This window comes from Burkholderia latens (assembly GCF_001718795.1).
Taxonomy (GTDB): Bacteria; Pseudomonadota; Gammaproteobacteria; order Burkholderiales; family Burkholderiaceae; genus Burkholderia; species Burkholderia latens_A.
The window spans coordinates 860,843-877,297 of sequence record NZ_CP013437.1 but is presented as its reverse complement, the minus strand read 5'-3'; the positions used below and the strand labels follow the sequence as shown (position 1 = coordinate 877,297).

Sequence of the window (16,455 nt, the reverse complement as noted above, 5' to 3'; positions counted from 1 at the left end):
ATTGCGCAGCCGCGCTGCCGCACCGTATTCGCGCATCGTTATGCCGCCTGCTGCGCCGCGTCGGCGGTGTCGTGGCGCGCGAGCGTCCGGTGCGGCGCGGCGGGCGCGTCCGGACGGACGAAATTCTGCACGCGCAGCAGGCGGCGCACATCGTGCGCGCGCGAATCCGGATCGAAGTATCGCGCGACGCCGGCCACCAGCGTCGAGGCGTGCGCGGTGCGCCCGCGCTCGATCAGATGATCGGCAAGGTCCAGCGCGCTGCGGAGCGCCCACATCGCCGCACCCTGCGCGTTTGCGGTCTGGATCGCCATCTGCAGATGACGATGGCCGTCGGCCTCGTACGCGACCGCGAAATCGGCGGTGGCGGTACGCGCCTGTTCGAGCATCGCGATCCCTCTTACGCGCAACAGCTCGGGGACGAACAGATGCTCGCCGTGCGCACGGCAGCGTGCGAGCGTCCCGTCGAGCCGCGCGCGCGCCTCAGCCGCGCGGCCGGTGCGCACGAGCCCTTCCGCGTACGCGACGTTCAGCGGCGCGAGCAGCCGCCGGAATCCGCTCGCCTCGACCCGCCGCAACGCGGGCTCGAGCCGCGCGAGGCCCGCGCCGGGATGACCGGCCTGGATGTCGAACTGGCCGGTCAGGCATTCGGCGTGACTGCGCCAGATGTCGAAACCGTGCGCGTCGGCGGTCTCGCGCAGCGTCGCGAGGTAGTCGGACGTGATGTCGTGGTCGCCGTAGCGCAGTGCGATCGGCACGGCGGCCGCGCCGAGCACGACGCACAGCGCGAGCGCCGACGGGCCGCGGCGCGCGCTGTCGACTGCGTGCGCGGCGATGCGCATCGCTTCGTCCGGGTCGCCCTGCATCCAGACGAGCCGCGTGAGCATCGTGCGCGCGAGCGTCGTCATGTCGACGCCGAGCGCGGCCTGCGCGCACGGCGGCTCGCCTGCATCCGCGAGTTCGGCCGTCGCCGCCTCCAGCCGCTCGCGCGCCTGCGCATGTTCGCCGAAGTAATGCAGCGACGTCGCGACCATCGCGTTCGCGAGCAGTCGCTGCGATCGGTCGCCGCGCCGCTCGGCCGCACGCTCGAAGCGGGTCGCGTAGCGCAGCGATTCGTGGATGTCGGACAACGTCAGCATCGTGTTCCACAACCCGACCAGCGCACGCGCGTCGAATGCTTCGTCGCCGATGTGCGCGGCAAGGCCGCGCGTGCGGTCCCACATCGCGGCGGCGGCGAGCGCGTCGCCGTCGGTATGCAGCAGCGCCGATGCACAGGCCGCCCGCAGCCGCATCTCGCGCGCGGCTTCGACCGGATCGGCCGTGCCCGTGTCGAGCCGGTCGAGCAGCTGGCGCGCCCGCGTCGTGCATTCGCGCATCCGCGCCGGCTCCAGCAGCGCGCGCTCGAGCAGGTCGGAGTCGGGCACGCCGGCGGGCGCGGCGGCGGCCGCGGGTTCGGTTGCAGTTTGGGCGGGTGATTCGAGCGGCTGAAGAACGTCGGGGCAAGCCTCGGTCGGTTGAGCATCTGCCGGTCGTACGTCTGCCGGTTGCATATCTAGGGGTTGCGCATCTACCGGTTCCGCATCTACCGGTTGTGCAGCTACCGGTTGCGCATCTACCGGTTGCGCATCTACCGGTTGCGCATCGGCCACGTGTGCATCTGCCGCTTGAGCATCGACCAGCCGCATATCGTCTGCCGGCATATCGACCCGCTCCACATCTGCCGCCTCAGCCGCGTTCGACACCGCAACCGCAGCGCCGCGTGCCTGCGCCTGTTCGCGCTCGTACTGCGCGTGGCGCGCGGCGATGTGCTCGAATTCCCCCTCGTTGTGCAGCTTTTCCAGCGCGTAAGCACGCGTCGATTCGGTCAGCCGGTAACGCGCATACGCGCCGTGGAATTCGACGGTCACCAGCGACTTTGCGACCAGTTCGCCGAGCACGGCGATCATGTCGGCCGGCGACGTGTCGGGCTCGGTCGCGACCGCGCGGGCCGCATCGAACGTGAACGGGCCGATGAAGCACCCCATCCGCCGGAACAGCGCGCGGGCGGCCGGATCGAGCAGCACGTAGCTCCAGTCGAACGTCGCGCGTAGCGTCTGGTGGCGCGGCAGCGCCGAGCGCAGGCCGCCCGTCAGCAGGTTGAGCCGGTCGTCGAGGCGCGACGCGACGATCGCGAGCCCGAGCGTCGCCACGCGCGCGGCCGCGAGCTCGATCGCGAGCGGCAGCCCGTCCAGGCGCCGGCAGATGTCCGCGACGAGCCGCACGCCGTCGTCGTCGACCAGACAAGCCGGTGCGGCCGCGCGCACGCGTTCCAGGAACAGCTCGACGGCGGAACAGCGGACGATTTCATCGGCGGACGCATCGCCGTCCGGCACCGCGAGCGGACTCATGCGCAGCACCGCTTCGACCGAAATGTGCAGCGGCTCGCGGCTCGTCACCAGCACGCGCAGCGGCGCGGCGCACGACGTGAGCGCTTCGACCAGGGTCGCGACGAGATCGACGATGTGCTCGGCGTTGTCGAGCACGAGCAGGCAGCGCGACGTCGCGAATGCCGCGCCGATGTGCTCGATGTCGGGCACGCACTGCGTGTCGAGACCGAGTTCGGCGGCAATCGCCGCCAGCACGTCGTCGCGTGTCGATGCGCGGGCCAGTTCGACGAACAGCACGCGTTCGCACGACCGGCGGCGCACGTCGTGGGCGACGTGCACGGCGAGGCTCGTCTTGCCGATACCGCCGGCGCCGACCAGCGTCACGACCGGCGTGCGTGCCAGCATGTCGACGATCTGGGCGATTTCGGCGTTGCGGCCGACGAGCGGCGCCGGCGCCGGCGCGGGCGGCACCCCGGTCTCGTCCGACACCTGCGCGGCGGCCGTGGTTTCGGCCACGGGCGCAGGCACGGGCATCGACGACGCGCTCGCAACCAGCAGATAGCCGCGGCCCGGCACCGTCTTGATCAGATCGCGGCTCGCGCCGAGCGCCTTGCGCAGCGTCGCGACGTGCACCTGCAGGCGGTTTTCCTCGACGATCAGGCCAGGCCAGACTGCGTCCATGATGTCGTCTTTCGACACGACCGAACCGCTCGCGCGGTGCAGGACTTCGAGAATATCGAGCGCGCGTGCGCCGATGCGCAACGACGCGCCATGACGACGAATGTCGCGCTGTTCGAAATCCACCGACAAAGTTCCGATCTGGATCATGGCCGCCTCCGGGTACCTCGGGATGGGCGCCCGCCGGACGCGGCAGTTCGGCAGGCGGGAAAGTTCAAGCCCGGCGCGCTGCGGCGCCGAACGGAATAATGTCCAAATTTGGCTCGAGTGTAGACGCGCGCTCCGCGAAAATCTTGGAGGAAAATGCACTGCACCGCGCTTGGCCCCGTGCACGGGATCGTTCCGTTCACCCGCGCGCAAGAATAGGGGCGCTATACTTCGCCGTGCGGCCCGCGTACAGGCTGCGCAAGCCTGCGGGGCGGTATGCACGCCCCCTTGCGCGCCGGCATTGAAAGCATTTCGTCAGGAAAGAAAGCTGACGTTTATGCAAATTGATTTTGAACGTACGCGCACCGATTTAAACTGGACTCGTCCTGTCGCGCTCCGAGTCCCTCGCCGGGAAATTTCCATGTCAGACTCCATCATCGCAGCGACTGCGAAACCGCCCGCGCCGTTGCCGAAAGACACGCTCGGCTGCGTGTCGAGCCTCCTGTCGAAGGATGTCGAGACGGCGTCCGGCGGCCTGAAACTCCACCGCAAGTGCATGCGCGACGCGCATGTCGAGCATATCGACATGCCCGCGTGCGACCGCGGCTTCCTCGTCGGCGTGTCGCTGAACGGCGGTCACCGCCGCACGCTGTATGGGCGCTCAGGCGCGAGCGAGCGCCGCTTCCAGCCTCACTCGATCTACATTCGCGATTTTTCGCGTCAGTTCCGCGCCGACCTCTACGGCAGCTTCGACTTCGTGCTGGTCGAGCTGCCGCACGCGTATCTGGAACGCGTGGGCCCCGAGCACGGCGGCAATTCGGTCGGCGGCCTCACGTGCCGGCCCGACACGCGCGATCCGGTGCTCGGCCATCTCGCGCACGCGGTCGCGAACAGCCTCGACACACCGGGGCCGCTGAACGCGCTGTTCATCGAGCAGGTCGGGCTCGCGATCGGCACGCACCTCGTGCGCCGCTACGGCAACGCGCGCACGACCGAGCTCGACCGCAAGGGCGTGCTGTCGCCGGCGAAAATGGCGCGCGCGAAGGAACTGCTGATGGAAAAGGCGGACCTCGGCGTGTCGATCGAGGAAGTGGCGAACGAATGCGAGCTGTCGCGCGGCTACTTCATCCGCGCGTTCTCGCGCACTACCGGCAGCACGCCGCACCAGTGGCTGCTCGAGCAGCGCGTGATGCGCGCACGCGAGCTGATCGAGACCTCCGACATGACGCTCGCCGACATCGCGGTCGCATGCGGTTTCGCCGACCAAAGCCATCTGAACCGCGTGTTCGCGCGGATCGTCGGCCATCCTCCCGGCGCGTGGCGGCGCGCACGCTCGCGCTGACCCTCGGCACGGCGCGCGCCGCCGTGCCGTCATCCCCATTGCGTCGCGCGGCACGACGGCCGGCGTCGCATGACACGCGGTCGCAATCTGAACCGTTCGTCTGAATCGTGCTGAAGACGCGGCGTGCAAGCGTCGCGAACGCGCCGCCCGCCGCTAGAATGCGAGCGGAATGCAACGCGACGTTGCGACACGCACAAGGGCGACTCGATGGACAAATTCTCCGCGCTGCGCGCATTCGTCGAAGTGGCGGAAGCCGGCGGCTTTTCCAGCGCCGGGCGGCGTCTGGATCTCGCTGCGTCGTCGGTGGTGCGCGCGGTGGATTCGCTCGAGGCATCGCTCGGCACCGTGCTGCTGAACCGCACGACGCGACAGGTGACGCTGTCCGATGCCGGCGCCGTCTACTATGCGCGTGCGAAACGCGTGCTCGAGGAACTGGCCGACGCCGACGCGCTCGTCGCCGATCGGGGCGACGAGCCGTCCGGACCGCTGCGCGTGTCGGTGCCGGTCGCGTACGGCCTGCGCCGCATCGCGCCGCACATCGCCGCGTTCGTCGCACGCCATCCGAAGCTCGACGTCGACCTGCAGCTGACCGACGAGCGCGTCGATCTCGTGACCGCGCGGATCGACGTTGCAATCCGGCTCGGCGACGCCGCGCCGACGGCCGACGTCATCGCACGGCCGCTCGGCACCTTCCGCCGCTACGTGGTCGCGAGCCGCGCCTACCTCGACACGCACGGCACGCCCGCGACGCCGGGCGAGCTGATCGATCACGCGTGCCTGCGCTTTCACTTCGGGATCGAGCAGCAGGCGTGGACGTTCGCCGACACGCAACGCTCGATGCAGGTGATCGTCGCCGGGCGCCTGAAATCGAATCACAGCGAGGTGCTGCGTGCGGCCGCGCTCGATGGCGCCGGCATCGCGCTGCTGCCCGACTGGCTGGTCGGCGCGGACATCGAAGCCGGCCGCCTGCAGCGGCTGTTCGAGCAGTACGACGTGACGCCCGGCTCCGCGCGCGCGGTGATCACCGCGCTGTATCTGCCGAACCAGCGCGGCTCGAAGCGCGTGACCGCGTTCGTCGACTTCGTCGAATCGCTCGCGCGCGCGCAGCCGTGACGGGCGGTGCGCCCGCCGCCCGTCACCAGCCGAACTTCGCTTCCATCCCGACGTAGTCGGCATTGCGCGCGCCGAGCGCACGGATCGACGAGCCGAGCTGGAAGTGCACGGCTTCGATCGCGAGCGCGACGTTCGCGTCCACGAGCCAGTCCACGCGCGCCTGCGCGTACATGCCGGTCCACGCGCTACCCTTGCCGGCCGTGCCGGGCACCGCCGACATCCCCTGCCCGTAGATCGCGTCGGCCGTCGTCTGACGCCACTGGAAGCCGACCGCAGTGAGCACCGTCACCGAGCTGGCCGGCTTGAACGTCAGCGACGGCTTCACGTGGATCAGGTTGCTGTAGCCGGTATAACCGGCGAGCGTGAAGTAATAGCCGTTCGGAAACATCGGATTGAACGTGCCGACGCGCCGGTCGCCCGGATGCGCGTCGCCCGACGCGCCGTCGACCTGAATGCCGATGCGCGGCGTGCCGGGCGTTTTCGCGAACGTATAGCCGCCGAGCGCGCCGAACGCCCATGCGCCGATCGTGTCCTGACCGACGCGGCCCGTCTGCACCATCGCCTCGACGTCCCAGTCGAGCCCGTCGGCCTTGCCCGCGTAACGCATGTCGAACACGTCGCGCCGCTCGGCGCCCGATGCATCCGGATAGCGCGCGTTGTCGCGCGTGTAGCGCGACCAGTACGCGGACAGATCGCCGGGTCCCGTGCCGTTGCGCTCCACGCGCACGCCATCGAAGCGCAGATGCCGGTTCGACGCGTCGTCGAACGCGGCGGCGTCGCGATACTGCACCGGGCGCGTCACGTAGCCGATCAAGCGCCATTTGCCGATTTCGTAATCGGCCCACAGCGCGTCGAAGGCCTGCCGCACGTTCGGACCGTCGCGCACCGACACGAAACGCTGCAAGTCGAACGCCATTTCCTGGCGGCCGATCCGCGTCTTGAAGGTGCCGGGCCCCAGCTGATCGACATACGCGACGAACGCCTGCTCGAGGTCGAGCTGATCCTTGTCGACCGCACCGACCGTATCCTTGCCGAACGGCCTCGCATCGACGAACTGCACGAACGCCTGAAGACGGCCGCGATAGCGCAGGTCCGCATGCACGTTCGCGCGCTGGATCACGTAGTTGTCGTCATGCGCGGCGCCAAGGCCGAACAGCGGCGCGTTGTTCAGCTCGAAGCGCTCGCGCAGGTTCGCGCCGAGCGACAGGTAGGTCGACGGATCGTCGCCGAGCGGCACGTACTTGAGCGAGTCGAACGGCTTGCGCGGCAAGCATGGATTCGCGAGCGCCGACCAGTCCTCCTGCCAGCGGTTGAACAGCACGGTCGGACGTTTCGCGGTGCACGCCGCCGCGGCGGCAGCCGGGGCGGGCGCCTCGCCGGCCGGCACCGCCCCCGCGTCGGCGGCGGAGGCCGTGCCCGTGTGCGACGCCGCACCGCCCGCGAGCACCACGCACGACAGCGCGCGGCGCAACGATCGCTTCATCGGCCGGCGCACCGTCATTTCGACCGTGCGTGAATCTCGGCGACGTAGCCGCCGGGGAACTGCACGAGTGCCGCGTCGCGGCCGTCCGACGTGAACGGCGGCACGAGCACGGTTACGCCGGCCGCTTCGGCCTGCTTCAGCGTCGCGCCGAGGTCGGCCACTTCGTAGCCGGTCATCTCGCGGCCGAACGGGTACGGCAGGTGCCCGTCCGTCGCGAGCACGGTCATCTTGCCGAAGGCCGATTCGATCCGGATCCGGCGATACGTGTCGTTCGGCCGGCCGATCTCGATACCCGGCGCATGACGCACGTCGGACACGATCTTGCCGTGCGAGAACGCGGCGAAGTTGCGCGCGAGCTTGCCCGCGGTTTCCGGCGACACGTACACGCGGTTCTCCGGCACCGTCTGCAGCGGGTCGTAGTTCGGCGCCTGCGTGTGCCAGTACAGCTGCATGTTCACGCCGCCCGGCCAGCGGACGATCGCGTCGCGGCCGATCGGATCGGGAAACGTCGCGACGACCACGTCGGCGCCGTGCGCGCGCGCCGACTTCACCGCGACGTCCATGTCGGTGACGAGATAGCCGGTGCGCTCCGCGCAGAACGGATACGGAATCGGCGTCTTGAAGCCGAACACCGAGATCGTGCCGACCGGCGTCAGCACGAGTTGCGACATCGTCTGGCTCGGCGTCGGCGTGACCTGGAACACGCCCTGCTTCGACTTCTTGCCGCCGAACGTCGCGACGAAGCTGTCGGTGAAGCGATCGAAGTCTTCCGGCGCGACGCACACGTGGGTGGTGTCGTACTGCGGGCCGACCGCGACCGCGGGAAAACGCGCCGCGGCAGCCGGCGCCGCGATGTCGTCGAGGTGGGTTTCGTCGGCGAGCACCGGCGCGCCGGCCAGCAGTGCGGCGAGCACGGCTGACGACGCGGCGGTCATGCGCAGCAGGTGGCGCAGGTTCAGTGAACTCATTGATTTTCTCCTTGATGGTGACGCGCGCGGCTCGGCGCCGCGCGCGGATTCGGATTCAGCGGGATGCAGGCCACGGGGTCGGGCGGCCTGTACAGCAGGCGAGAAGCGCGAGCACCGCAAGCGCGTGCGTGGCTTCCCGCTCGGCAGGTGCGGCTGCATATCGCATTCGGGTTACGCCGGCCGGATCAGTTTGCCGACTGGCATCCGGCCATGGCGTCGTTCCGGAGCGCGCATGCCTGCGACAGCAGCGCACGAATCCACGCCGGGTTGCCGTAGGCGGTACGCGCCGTCATGTCAGACGGCCCAGCACGAACAGCCGAACGCGCCCCAGAAGCCCTTCGCGTCCGACGTCGGCAGCGCGCTTGCCCAAGCGCTCGCGTGCGCATGCTGGTGAACGTTGCATGCATTGGCGCAGCCGCACATCGCGGCGGCCGCCGCGCGTTGCAGCGGTGCACCGTTACGCTGCGTCGCGCCCCAGCCGCCATAGCCGCCGTATGCGCGCACCGGCGACCAGTCCGGCATCGCGGGCGGAATCGGCGCGTCGTGCGGCTCGAACGGCCCCGCACCCCACACGATCTTCCCGCCGACCACCGTCAGCAACGCCGTCGTGCCGGCGATATCGTCCTCCGCACATGTGAAGAAGTCGCGATCCGGGACCATCAGGTCGGCAAGCTGCCCGACCGCGATCCGTCCTTTCTTGCCTTCCTCGTTCGAAAACCACGTGACGTACTCGGTCCACATCCGCAGCGCGGTTTCGCGATCCAGCAGGTTGCGCTGCGGATACATGCGCATCCCGCCGACCGTCTTCCCCGTCACCAGCCATGCAAGCGACACCCACGGGTTGTACGACGCGACGCGCGTCGCGTCGGTGCCGGCCGATACCTTCAGCCCCTTGCCGAGCATCTTCGCGACCGGCGGCGTCGCCTCCGCGGCCTGCGCGCCGTAGCGCTCGACGAAGTACTCGCCCTGGTAGGCCATCCGGTGCTGCACCGCGACGCCGCCGCCGAGCGCGGCGATCCGGTCCATCGACTTCTCGGTGATCGTTTCCGCGTGATCGAAGAACCAGTTCAGCCCTTCAAGCGGGATGTCCTCGTTGACCTTCTCGAACACGTCGAGCGCGCGGCTGATGGTTTCGTCATACGTCGCGTGCATGCGCCACGGCCAGCGGTTTTCCGCGAGCACGCGCACGACGCCTTCCAGATCGTCCTCCATCTGCTCGGGCAGATCCGGACGCGCGACGCGGAAGTCTTCGAAGTCGGCCGCCGAAAACGCCAGCATCTCGCCCGCGCCGTTATTGCGGAAGTAATCGGTGCCGTCGTGATACTTGACGCTCTTCGTCCAGTTCACGAAGTCTTCCTTCTCCGCGTTCGGCTTCTGCGTGAACAGGTTGTATGCGATCCGGATCGTCATCTCGCCCGCATCGTGCAGCTTGCGGATCACTTCGTAATCGTCGGGGTAATTCTGCGAGCCGCCGCCCGCGTCGATCACGCCGGTCACGCCGAGCCGGTTCAGCTCGCGCATGAAGTGGCGCGTCGAGTTGTACTGATACTCGAACGGCAGCTTCGGCCCCTTCGCGAGCGTCGCGTAAAGGATCGTCGCGTTCGGATTCGCGAGCAGCAGGCCGGTCGGGTTGCCTGCGGCATCGCGAAGGATTGTCCCGCCCGGCGGCTCGGGCGTGTCCTTCGTATAGCCGACCACGCGCAGCGCGGCCGCATTCAGCAGCGCGCGATCGTACAGGTGCAGGATGAACACCGGCGTGTCGGGTGCAACCGCATTGAGCTCGCCGATCGTCGGCAGCCGTTTCTCCACGAACTGATGCTCGGTGAAGCCGCCGACCACGCGCACCCACTGCGGCGCCGGCGTGATCGCGACCTGCTGCTTCAGCATCTCCATCGCGACGGCGAGCGAGGGCACGCCGTCCCAGCGCAGCTCCATGTTGTAGTTCAGGCCGCCGCGAATCACGTGGCAGTGGTTGTCGATCAGACCGGGCAGCACGCCGCGGCCGCCGAGATCGACGACCTTCGTCGTGCGGCCCGCGAGCGGCATCACCTCCGCTTCGCTGCCGACGGCGACGAAGCGCCCGGCGGCAATCGCGACCGCGGTTGCGACGGGGTTCGCGCGGTCGAGCGTCGTGAATCGTCCGTTATGCAGGATCAGATCCGGTTGGGTCACGGTTGCGGTCATATGCATTACCTGTTATCGATCAGAAGCCAAAGAGTTGTTTGACGGTTGGCAAGGCTTGCACGCCAATCAGCATGCCGAGCAACCCGACCAGCGCAATCAACGGTGGTGCGGGAGAGCGAACCTTGATGGCGCTGTAAATCACACCGATCAGCACGCCCGCACCAAGGGAAACCAGATACGGTTCCATGCAATAAATCTCCCGGACAATTTCAAATGCTCAGGGCAGTGTTCCGGTCGGCGCGCCGCGGGCGGCATTCGCGTCTCGGTCAAGTCCGCCGCCCGCGGCAATGGCGCCAAACGCGGCGGGTCCGTATCGAACCCGCCGCACCGGCATCGACGGTTGCTGGCCGTCTGCGCTTACTTCGCCGGAACCGGCGGAATCGACTCGTGCGGCGTCGCCGTGCGCGGCGCCGCCTTGTGGACCATCGTGTATGCGTAGTCGACGCCCATCCCGTACGCGCCCGAATGCTCCTTGGCGATCGCCATCACGGCGTCGTACGTCTCGCGGCGAGCCCAGTCGCGCTGCCATTCGAGCAGAACCTGCTGCCACGTAACCGGCACCACGCCGGCCTGCACCATGCGCTGCATCGCGATGTCATGCGCGGCCTGCGACGTGCCGCCCGACGCGTCGGCGACCATGTAGATTTCGTAGTCGCCTTCGAGCATCGCGCACAGCGCGAACGTCGTATTGCAGACTTCGGTCCACAGGCCCGACACGACGACCTTCTTGCGGCCGTTCGCGGCCAGCGCGTCGCGCACCTTCTGGTCGTCCCACGAGTTCATCGACGTGCGTTCGAGCGTCTTCTGGTTCGGGAACACGTCGAGCAGTTCCGGATAGGTATGGCCCGAGAAGCTGTCGCTTTCGACCGTCGTGATCGTGGTCGGGATGTTGAAGACCTTCGCGGCCTTGGCGAGCCCGACGACGTTGTTCTTCAGCGTCTGACGATCGATCGACTGCACGCCGAACGCCATTTGCGGCTGCTGGTCGATGAAGATCAGCTGGCTGTTCTGCGGGGTAAGTACTTCAAGCTTCGGATTGCTCATGGTGGTGATGTCCTTTGACGCGGAGAAAAATGAGGCTCGCCTGACCGACGCATCCCCCCGGCGCTTGATGCGCTGTGTCGGAAGAGTCGGCAGCCGGCCCGCATCATTCAATACGCTAATTCGCGACCACACCAATTAATTGTTCTGATTTTCAACGCCGTCGAAATTCAAGCTGAAAAGATCTGAATTCCATTGAATAAGCTAACGCCGGACGCGCAGACCTGCTAGGCTGGTCCGAGACTTTCATATCCACGCCAGACCGGTATTTATTCATATTTTTAACGGTCGTCATTCCATTTAAAACCCATGAAACCGTACACTGCTTCGCTTTTCGCCGGCATCCTCGCCGGCGTCGTATATGCGCTGATCGGCGTGCAATCGCCGGCGCCGCCGGCCGTCGCCCTGGTCGGCCTGCTCGGCATTCTGGCCGGCGAACAGATTCTTCCGGTGGTGCGGCGGATGTTCGACGGAATCCGGCTGGGCACCGCATGGCGCGACGCGAAATGCAGCCAGCACATGTTCGGCGCGCTGCCCGGTGCGCACGCCGACGCTTCCGCGAAGCGCGGCGAATCGACGCCGACGTGACAGGCACGCGTCGAGCGAATGCGGCGGCGACCGTCGGCGCGCATGCGTGCGCGTCGCGGCGCGTCGGACGCTGAACCGCTGTGAACGGGATTCGGCGGCGCTCAACGGTCCGACGCTGCGGGATGCTCTTGCCGTAGCAGAGCAAAGCTCGCGCGCGCGGACAGCGTCATCGCCGAGAACGATCGCCGTCTTCTTCAGGCTGGCGAACAGCTTGACGGAAGGCACAGCGCGCGCAGGCGCGCAGCGAGATCGGGAAACCGGGGTCCGCGTCTGCATCGCGGAGATACTGCCGTTCGACATGATGTAGCCATACGTCCGCGCGCTGTACGATCTTGAAATGGCCGCGCTACCACGACTCTCCACCGAAGTGCGCGGCGGCAGCTGGAATGCGCGCTGAACGATGCGTGCGTGTTCGGGGCGCGCGGCGTCGATTGCCGATTTAGTTATCGGCCCACAGGGCATCGCATGCCAGCCGCACGCTCGGGCCGTCGCGCGCGGACACGAAGCGCCGCGCGCCGACCGCCATCTCCATCGGCAAGGAAGCCCTCATCGGGTTGAAGAAGCAGCGGGCAATCCCGCATGCCGACCCAAATCAAGCCATGCGTGAAGCCGGCGTTGAACGAATGAAGGAACGGGGCGGCCTCGCCGCACCCGTGTGTGGCGCACGCAGCCGACGCCGCGTGCGTTATCGGCGTTCAGCGCGACGTGGGCGCCTCGCCGGTGCGTCCCGAGCGCCAGGTAAGGAAAGCGAGCATCGCGACCGGCAGCGCGAGCGCCCAGAACGCGGCGTACAAATACGCGCTCGCCCCGGCGCCCGCGCCGAGCGCGAAGCCGGCAATCGGCGGCAGCATGCGACGCAGCCGCGCGCGGGCGGCCTCCCGCTCGGCCGGCGCGGCGATCGGCACGAGCCAGTCGAACGCATCGATGACCGCCTGCGTGACGTTGCCGGTCATCACGGTGTTCGCGACGACGGCGCGCGCGGTCAGCCGGCCGTGCGCGTTCTGCACGCCCATTGCCGCCGCCCCGAGCAGCCCGCAGACGATCGTCGCGGGCGCATCGGCGCTGCCGATCGGCGACGCCGCGATGCCCGCGAGCATGAATCCGGCGAGCAGGATCGTCTGCAGCGCGTACAGCGAGCGAGCGCGCGGGCCATGTCCGCGCACGCGCATCCTGTGATCGAGGATCCGGGCGGCGACGATTCCCGCGATGAATGCCGGAAACGCGAGCCACTTGATCATGAGACCCTGACCGACGCCCGCGAGGCCGGAGCCGATCAGGATGAAGTTGCCGGTGACATGTGCGGTGAAGAGCCCGAACAGCGCGACGAAGCCGAGCGTGTCGACATAGCCGGCGATCGATGCGAGGAACACATCCTCGCCGCGCAGGTGATCGGGGGCCGCGGCGCCCGCTGCCGTTACTTGCGCGGGCTGCATGTCATTGCCTCCACGGTTTTGTCGACTGCGTCCGCATCGCGGACCTGCGCGGCGAGCCGGCTCAGCTGCGCCCGTGCGAGCGGGATCGCACGCCCGCCGACGACGATGCCGAGCAGGCGCGCGAGCGCGGTCAGCGACGGCGCGGGCGATGGCACGCGCACGAGTGGAGGCAGGAGACCGACTGCGGTGTCGGCTCGCGGCGAAATCAGGTAAGGCATGGTTCGTTCCGGTTGCACCGCGGGCCGGGCCGGCCGAAGGGCTTCGGCCTCATGCGGCGGTTTGGGGCAAGACTAGGGAATGCCGGCCTGAAAGTCATGGCGGCGAGCTGAATTTTTCTGAACGCGGATGCGGCGCGGCACGCGCCGGCGCGTCCGGCCCCGCGCTGATGCACGTTGCTATTTTTCGATCGATAAGTGCAGAATGGACGGCATTCAGGAGCCGATGCATGACCGAAACCAAGCGCAAAACGCCCCGCACGCGCGGGACGACCGCCGGCGAGCCGGCCGGTACGCCGGGCCGCCGCCTTACGCCGGAAGCGCGCGAGCGCCAGATTGTCGAAAAGGCGGTCGAGCACTTCGCGACCCACGGATTTTCCGGGAGCACGCGCGAGCTCGCGCGGCAGATCGGCGTCACTCAGCCGCTGCTCTATCGGTATTTTCCAAGCAAGGAGGCGCTGATCGACCGCGTATACGACGAGGTCTACACGTGGAATCCCGACTGGGAAAAACTGATTGCCGACCGCTCGGTGCCGCTGCAGCAGCGGCTCGTCGCGTTCTACCGGTCGTATGCGCAGACGATCCTGCGGCGAGAATGGATCCGCACGTTCATCTTCGCGGGCCTGAGCCGCGAAGGCTTCAACACGCGCTATCTGTCACGGCTGCGCGAACGCGTATTCCTGCCGGTGCTGCGTGAACTCCGGCACGAATACGACATCGCGACGCCCTCGTCTGAAACGCAGCGCAACGCGGAAATCGAACTCGTGTGGAGCCTGCACGCGAGCATCTTCTATCTCGGCGTGCGCAAGTGGGTGTACGGGCTGCCGGTGCCCGACGATCTCGACGCCGAAATCGAACGGCAGATCGATGCGTTCCTGAACGGCACGCCGGCCGCGCTGCAGCGCGTCGCGGCCGACGCCCCCGCGAAGCGCCGCCGCGGGTGACCCGCGGCGCGGGAGCGCTCATGCTGCTTCAGAACGATTCAACCGCGGCGTGCGTTGCTTGCCCTATGCTGGGCGAATCATCGGGCTGTCGCGTCACGGCGCACCGTCCGCACCGAACCGGGATTCGCTCATGACGACCGACACGCGCGCCCTCAACCACCACACCGTTACGGCGAACGGCATCTGCCGGCACGTCCGCGATGCCGGCGAACGTGCCGGCGTCGTGCTGACGCACGGCCGTCGCGAGACCGGTTTCGCGCGGCGCCGCCGGATTCCGCCTCAGCGGGGGAACAACTGATGGAACGCGAATCGGGCCGCCAGGCCGTCATCGTCGGCGGCTCGGTCGGCGGGCTGTTCGCGGCGACCGCGCTGCGCGCGGCCGGCTGGCGCGTCAGCGTATTCGAGCAATCGCCGCACGAACTCGACAGCCGCGGCGGCGGCATCGTGCTGCAGCCTCCGATCGAGCGCGCGTTCGCGTTCGGCGGCGTACCGCTGCCGCGCGAAGCCGGCGTGGATTCGGTCGACCGCATCTACGTCGATGCGCAGGATCGGATCGTGCAACGCATCGCGATGCCGCAAACGCAGACAGGATGGAACGTGGTCTACACAGCGCTCAAGCGCGCGCTGCCTGCCGGAATCGTACACGCGGGCGACGCATTCGAGCGGCTCGAACAGGACGGCGAGCACGTCGTCGCGCACTTCGCGAGCGGCCGGACCGAGACGGCCGACCTGTTGATCGGCGCGGACGGCGGACGTTCAACCGTGCGCGCGCAATTGCTGCCGGACGCGCGGCCGACGTATGCGGGCTATGTCGCATGGCGCGGGCTCGTCGACGAACAGGCGCTGCCCGAACAGGTGCTGTATCTGCTGCGCGACCGGTTCACGTTCCAGCAAGGCGATCGTCATCTGTTTCTGACCTATCTGGTGCCCGGCGTAAACGGTACGGTCGAACCGGGCAAGCGGCGCGTGAACTGGGTGTGGTATCGGCGGCTCGCTGCCGACCGGCTACCGTCGCTGTTCGTTGCGCGCGACGGCACGCAGCGCGAAGGCTCGCTGCCGCCCGGCGCGATGCGCGACGACAACCGTGCGGAACTCGTGGATGCCGGCGACCGAATGCTCGCGCCGACGCTCGCCGCGCTCGTCGACGCGACAACCGCACCGTTCGCGCAGGCGATCCTCGACCTGGCGGCCGCACGCATGGCGTTCGGCCGCGCAGTGCTGCTCGGCGACGCCGCGTGCATCGTGCGTCCGCACACTGCGGCGGGCGTCGCGAAGGCGGCCGACAACGCGGTCGGCCTCGCCGAGGCATTGCGCGACGTCGCACGCGGCACTGCATTCGACGCTGCGCTGGCGAGCTGGGAAGCCCGTCAGCGGGCGGCCGGCGCGCTGTTGTCCGCGCGCGGGATCGCGCTCGGCGCGCGGCTGATGGGCACCGCATGAGCGAGCGTCGGTCGGGCGGCGACCACGGGGCGATCCGCGTCGAAGCCGGGATCGAGCGCGCGCAGCACGCTGGCTCGCCCGCCGTCGTCATCGGGCAGCAGCGGCTGGCCGCGCGCAAAAGCGGGGGCCGGAGCCGCGACTGCCGCCAGCCACGCGACGATCGCCAGCGCCGTCACGCGTGTCGATACACGGACCGCGTTCATTGCGCGCTCGCAGTCGACACGGCAGCCGACGTCGCTGCCATCGCCGTATCCCGCTCGCCATGTGCGATCGCGTACAGCGCACGATTGCGAGCGACCGTCTGCGCGCTCGGCGGATAATCCCAGTTCGACGTCGGCACGGTGCCGTCGCGCTGCGCCTGAACCAGATCGGCGATCACGTCGGCGCGCGTGAGCGCATGGTCGGCGGTTTGCGCAAATGCGACGATCGGCGCGCTCAGCGCACAGGACAGCAATGCTGCACGAATCAGCTTGTTCATGACGTTCACCTCTCAAGATGGCATGTTCGCGTCCGCAG

General features: G+C 68.3%; 16 protein-coding genes. 6 read left to right on the top strand and 10 right to left on the bottom strand.

Annotated elements, in window-relative coordinates:
- Nucleotides 1-38: 38 nt before the first annotated feature.
- Nucleotides 39-3,191, bottom strand: coding sequence for an ATP-binding protein (locus tag WK25_RS19410; RefSeq protein ID WP_069242409.1), 3,153 nt, complete (start codon nucleotides 3,189-3,191; stop codon nucleotides 39-41).
- 418 nt (nucleotides 3,192-3,609) lie between these two features.
- Here WK25_RS19410 and WK25_RS19405 point away from each other — a divergent pair, with 418 nt between their 5' ends.
- Nucleotides 3,610-4,530 carry a helix-turn-helix domain-containing protein gene (locus tag WK25_RS19405; protein ID WP_069242408.1) on the top strand — a complete coding sequence of 307 codons (921 nt, stop codon included), beginning with the start codon at nucleotides 3,610-3,612 and terminating at the stop codon, nucleotides 4,528-4,530.
- 207 nt (nucleotides 4,531-4,737) lie between these two features.
- A complete protein-coding gene (locus tag WK25_RS19400) occupies nucleotides 4,738-5,643 on the top strand; it encodes a LysR family transcriptional regulator (RefSeq protein WP_069242407.1) in 906 nt (301 codons plus the stop codon).
- Nucleotides 5,644-5,665: 22 nt separating this feature from the next.
- On the opposite strand, the gene WK25_RS19395 is transcribed toward WK25_RS19400, so the two are convergent.
- From WK25_RS19395 to WK25_RS19375, 5 genes are all read right to left on the bottom strand, one after another.
- Nucleotides 5,666-7,126, bottom strand: a complete 1,461-nt coding sequence (locus WK25_RS19395) for an alginate export family protein (RefSeq protein WP_069242487.1) — start codon at nucleotides 7,124-7,126, stop codon at nucleotides 5,666-5,668.
- Between the two features lie 14 nt (nucleotides 7,127-7,140).
- The gene (locus WK25_RS19390; protein WP_038572019.1) at nucleotides 7,141-8,094 is read right to left on the bottom strand and encodes a glyoxalase; all 954 of its coding nucleotides are present in this window, start codon (nucleotides 8,092-8,094) and stop codon (nucleotides 7,141-7,143) included.
- A gap of 294 nt (nucleotides 8,095-8,388) precedes the next feature.
- Nucleotides 8,389-10,278 carry an amidohydrolase gene (locus WK25_RS19385; RefSeq protein ID WP_069242406.1) on the bottom strand — a complete coding sequence of 630 codons (1,890 nt, stop codon included), beginning with the start codon at nucleotides 10,276-10,278 and terminating at the stop codon, nucleotides 8,389-8,391.
- A gap of 19 nt (nucleotides 10,279-10,297) precedes the next feature.
- Nucleotides 10,298-10,465, bottom strand: a complete 168-nt coding sequence (locus WK25_RS19380) for a DUF1427 family protein (RefSeq protein WP_034185508.1) — start codon at nucleotides 10,463-10,465, stop codon at nucleotides 10,298-10,300.
- A gap of 170 nt (nucleotides 10,466-10,635) precedes the next feature.
- Nucleotides 10,636-11,322 (bottom strand): hydrolase, encoded by a 687-nt coding sequence (locus WK25_RS19375; RefSeq protein ID WP_038572014.1) that lies wholly within the window; start codon nucleotides 11,320-11,322, stop codon nucleotides 10,636-10,638.
- Between the two features lie 306 nt (nucleotides 11,323-11,628).
- Here WK25_RS19375 and WK25_RS19370 point away from each other — a divergent pair, with 306 nt between their 5' ends.
- Nucleotides 11,629-11,907 carry a XapX domain-containing protein gene (locus WK25_RS19370; RefSeq protein WP_038572012.1) on the top strand — a complete coding sequence of 93 codons (279 nt, stop codon included), beginning with the start codon at nucleotides 11,629-11,631 and terminating at the stop codon, nucleotides 11,905-11,907.
- Nucleotides 11,908-12,602: 695 nt separating this feature from the next.
- On the opposite strand, the gene WK25_RS19365 is transcribed toward WK25_RS19370, so the two are convergent.
- Complete coding sequence (locus tag WK25_RS19365) at nucleotides 12,603-13,340, bottom strand: YoaK family protein (RefSeq protein WP_069242405.1); 738 nt, start codon at nucleotides 13,338-13,340, stop codon at nucleotides 12,603-12,605.
- Complete coding sequence (locus tag WK25_RS19360) at nucleotides 13,322-13,558, bottom strand: DUF1427 family protein (RefSeq protein ID WP_069242404.1); 237 nt, start codon at nucleotides 13,556-13,558, stop codon at nucleotides 13,322-13,324. Before WK25_RS19360 ends, WK25_RS19365 begins: the two co-directional genes overlap by 19 nt.
- Before the next feature lie 227 nt (nucleotides 13,559-13,785).
- Between WK25_RS19360 and WK25_RS19355 the strand changes: the two genes are divergently transcribed.
- From WK25_RS19355 to WK25_RS19350, 3 genes are all read left to right on the top strand, one after another.
- Nucleotides 13,786-14,499: a TetR/AcrR family transcriptional regulator gene (locus WK25_RS19355; RefSeq protein WP_038572008.1), complete on the top strand. Its 714-nt coding sequence runs from the start codon at nucleotides 13,786-13,788 to the stop codon at nucleotides 14,497-14,499.
- Between the two features lie 130 nt (nucleotides 14,500-14,629).
- A complete protein-coding gene (locus tag WK25_RS31350) occupies nucleotides 14,630-14,797 on the top strand; it encodes a hypothetical protein (RefSeq protein ID WP_156789060.1) in 168 nt (55 codons plus the stop codon).
- Nucleotides 14,797-15,939, top strand: coding sequence for an FAD binding domain-containing protein (locus WK25_RS19350; RefSeq protein WP_069242403.1), 1,143 nt, complete (start codon nucleotides 14,797-14,799; stop codon nucleotides 15,937-15,939). Before WK25_RS31350 ends, WK25_RS19350 begins: the two co-directional genes overlap by 1 nt.
- On the opposite strand, the gene WK25_RS19345 is transcribed toward WK25_RS19350, so the two are convergent.
- Together WK25_RS19345 and WK25_RS19340 are read right to left on the bottom strand one after the other, a co-directional pair.
- Nucleotides 15,867-16,142 (bottom strand): hypothetical protein, encoded by a 276-nt coding sequence (locus tag WK25_RS19345; protein ID WP_069242402.1) that lies wholly within the window; start codon nucleotides 16,140-16,142, stop codon nucleotides 15,867-15,869. The two genes, WK25_RS19350 and WK25_RS19345, sit on opposite strands and share 73 nt — an antisense overlap.
- On the bottom strand, nucleotides 16,139-16,417 hold the full coding sequence (locus WK25_RS19340) for a DUF4148 domain-containing protein (RefSeq protein WP_038572001.1): 279 nt from the start codon (nucleotides 16,415-16,417) through the stop codon (nucleotides 16,139-16,141). Before WK25_RS19340 ends, WK25_RS19345 begins: the two co-directional genes overlap by 4 nt.
- Nucleotides 16,418-16,455 lie beyond the last annotated feature (38 nt).

Excerpts from the sequence above, each read along its gene's own strand:
- WK25_RS19390 (WP_038572019.1), bottom strand. The coding sequence starts at position 8,094 with ATGAGTTCACTGAACCTGCGCCACCTGCTGCGCATGACCGCCGCGTCG.
- WK25_RS19375 (WP_038572014.1), bottom strand. The coding sequence starts at position 11,322 with ATGAGCAATCCGAAGCTTGAAGTACTTACCCCGCAGAACAGCCAGCTG.
- WK25_RS19340 (WP_038572001.1), bottom strand. The coding sequence starts at position 16,417 with ATGAACAAGCTGATTCGTGCAGCATTGCTGTCCTGTGCGCTGAGCGCG.
- WK25_RS19350 (WP_069242403.1), top strand. The coding sequence starts at position 14,797 with ATGGAACGCGAATCGGGCCGCCAGGCCGTCATCGTCGGCGGCTCGGTC.
- WK25_RS31350 (WP_156789060.1), top strand. The coding sequence starts at position 14,630 with ATGACGACCGACACGCGCGCCCTCAACCACCACACCGTTACGGCGAAC.
- WK25_RS19370 (WP_038572012.1), top strand. The coding sequence starts at position 11,629 with ATGAAACCGTACACTGCTTCGCTTTTCGCCGGCATCCTCGCCGGCGTC.
- WK25_RS19400 (WP_069242407.1), top strand. The coding sequence starts at position 4,738 with ATGGACAAATTCTCCGCGCTGCGCGCATTCGTCGAAGTGGCGGAAGCC.
- WK25_RS19360 (WP_069242404.1), bottom strand. The coding sequence starts at position 13,558 with ATGCCTTACCTGATTTCGCCGCGAGCCGACACCGCAGTCGGTCTCCTG.
- WK25_RS19395 (WP_069242487.1), bottom strand. The coding sequence starts at position 7,126 with ATGAAGCGATCGTTGCGCCGCGCGCTGTCGTGCGTGGTGCTCGCGGGC.
- WK25_RS19405 (WP_069242408.1), top strand. The coding sequence starts at position 3,610 with ATGTCAGACTCCATCATCGCAGCGACTGCGAAACCGCCCGCGCCGTTG.
- WK25_RS19345 (WP_069242402.1), bottom strand. The coding sequence starts at position 16,142 with ATGAACGCGGTCCGTGTATCGACACGCGTGACGGCGCTGGCGATCGTC.
- WK25_RS19380 (WP_034185508.1), bottom strand. The coding sequence starts at position 10,465 with ATGGAACCGTATCTGGTTTCCCTTGGTGCGGGCGTGCTGATCGGTGTG.
- WK25_RS19410 (WP_069242409.1), bottom strand. The coding sequence starts at position 3,191 with ATGATCCAGATCGGAACTTTGTCGGTGGATTTCGAACAGCGCGACATT.
- WK25_RS19355 (WP_038572008.1), top strand. The coding sequence starts at position 13,786 with ATGACCGAAACCAAGCGCAAAACGCCCCGCACGCGCGGGACGACCGCC.
- WK25_RS19365 (WP_069242405.1), bottom strand. The coding sequence starts at position 13,340 with ATGCAGCCCGCGCAAGTAACGGCAGCGGGCGCCGCGGCCCCCGATCAC.
- WK25_RS19385 (WP_069242406.1), bottom strand. The coding sequence starts at position 10,278 with ATGACCGCAACCGTGACCCAACCGGATCTGATCCTGCATAACGGACGA.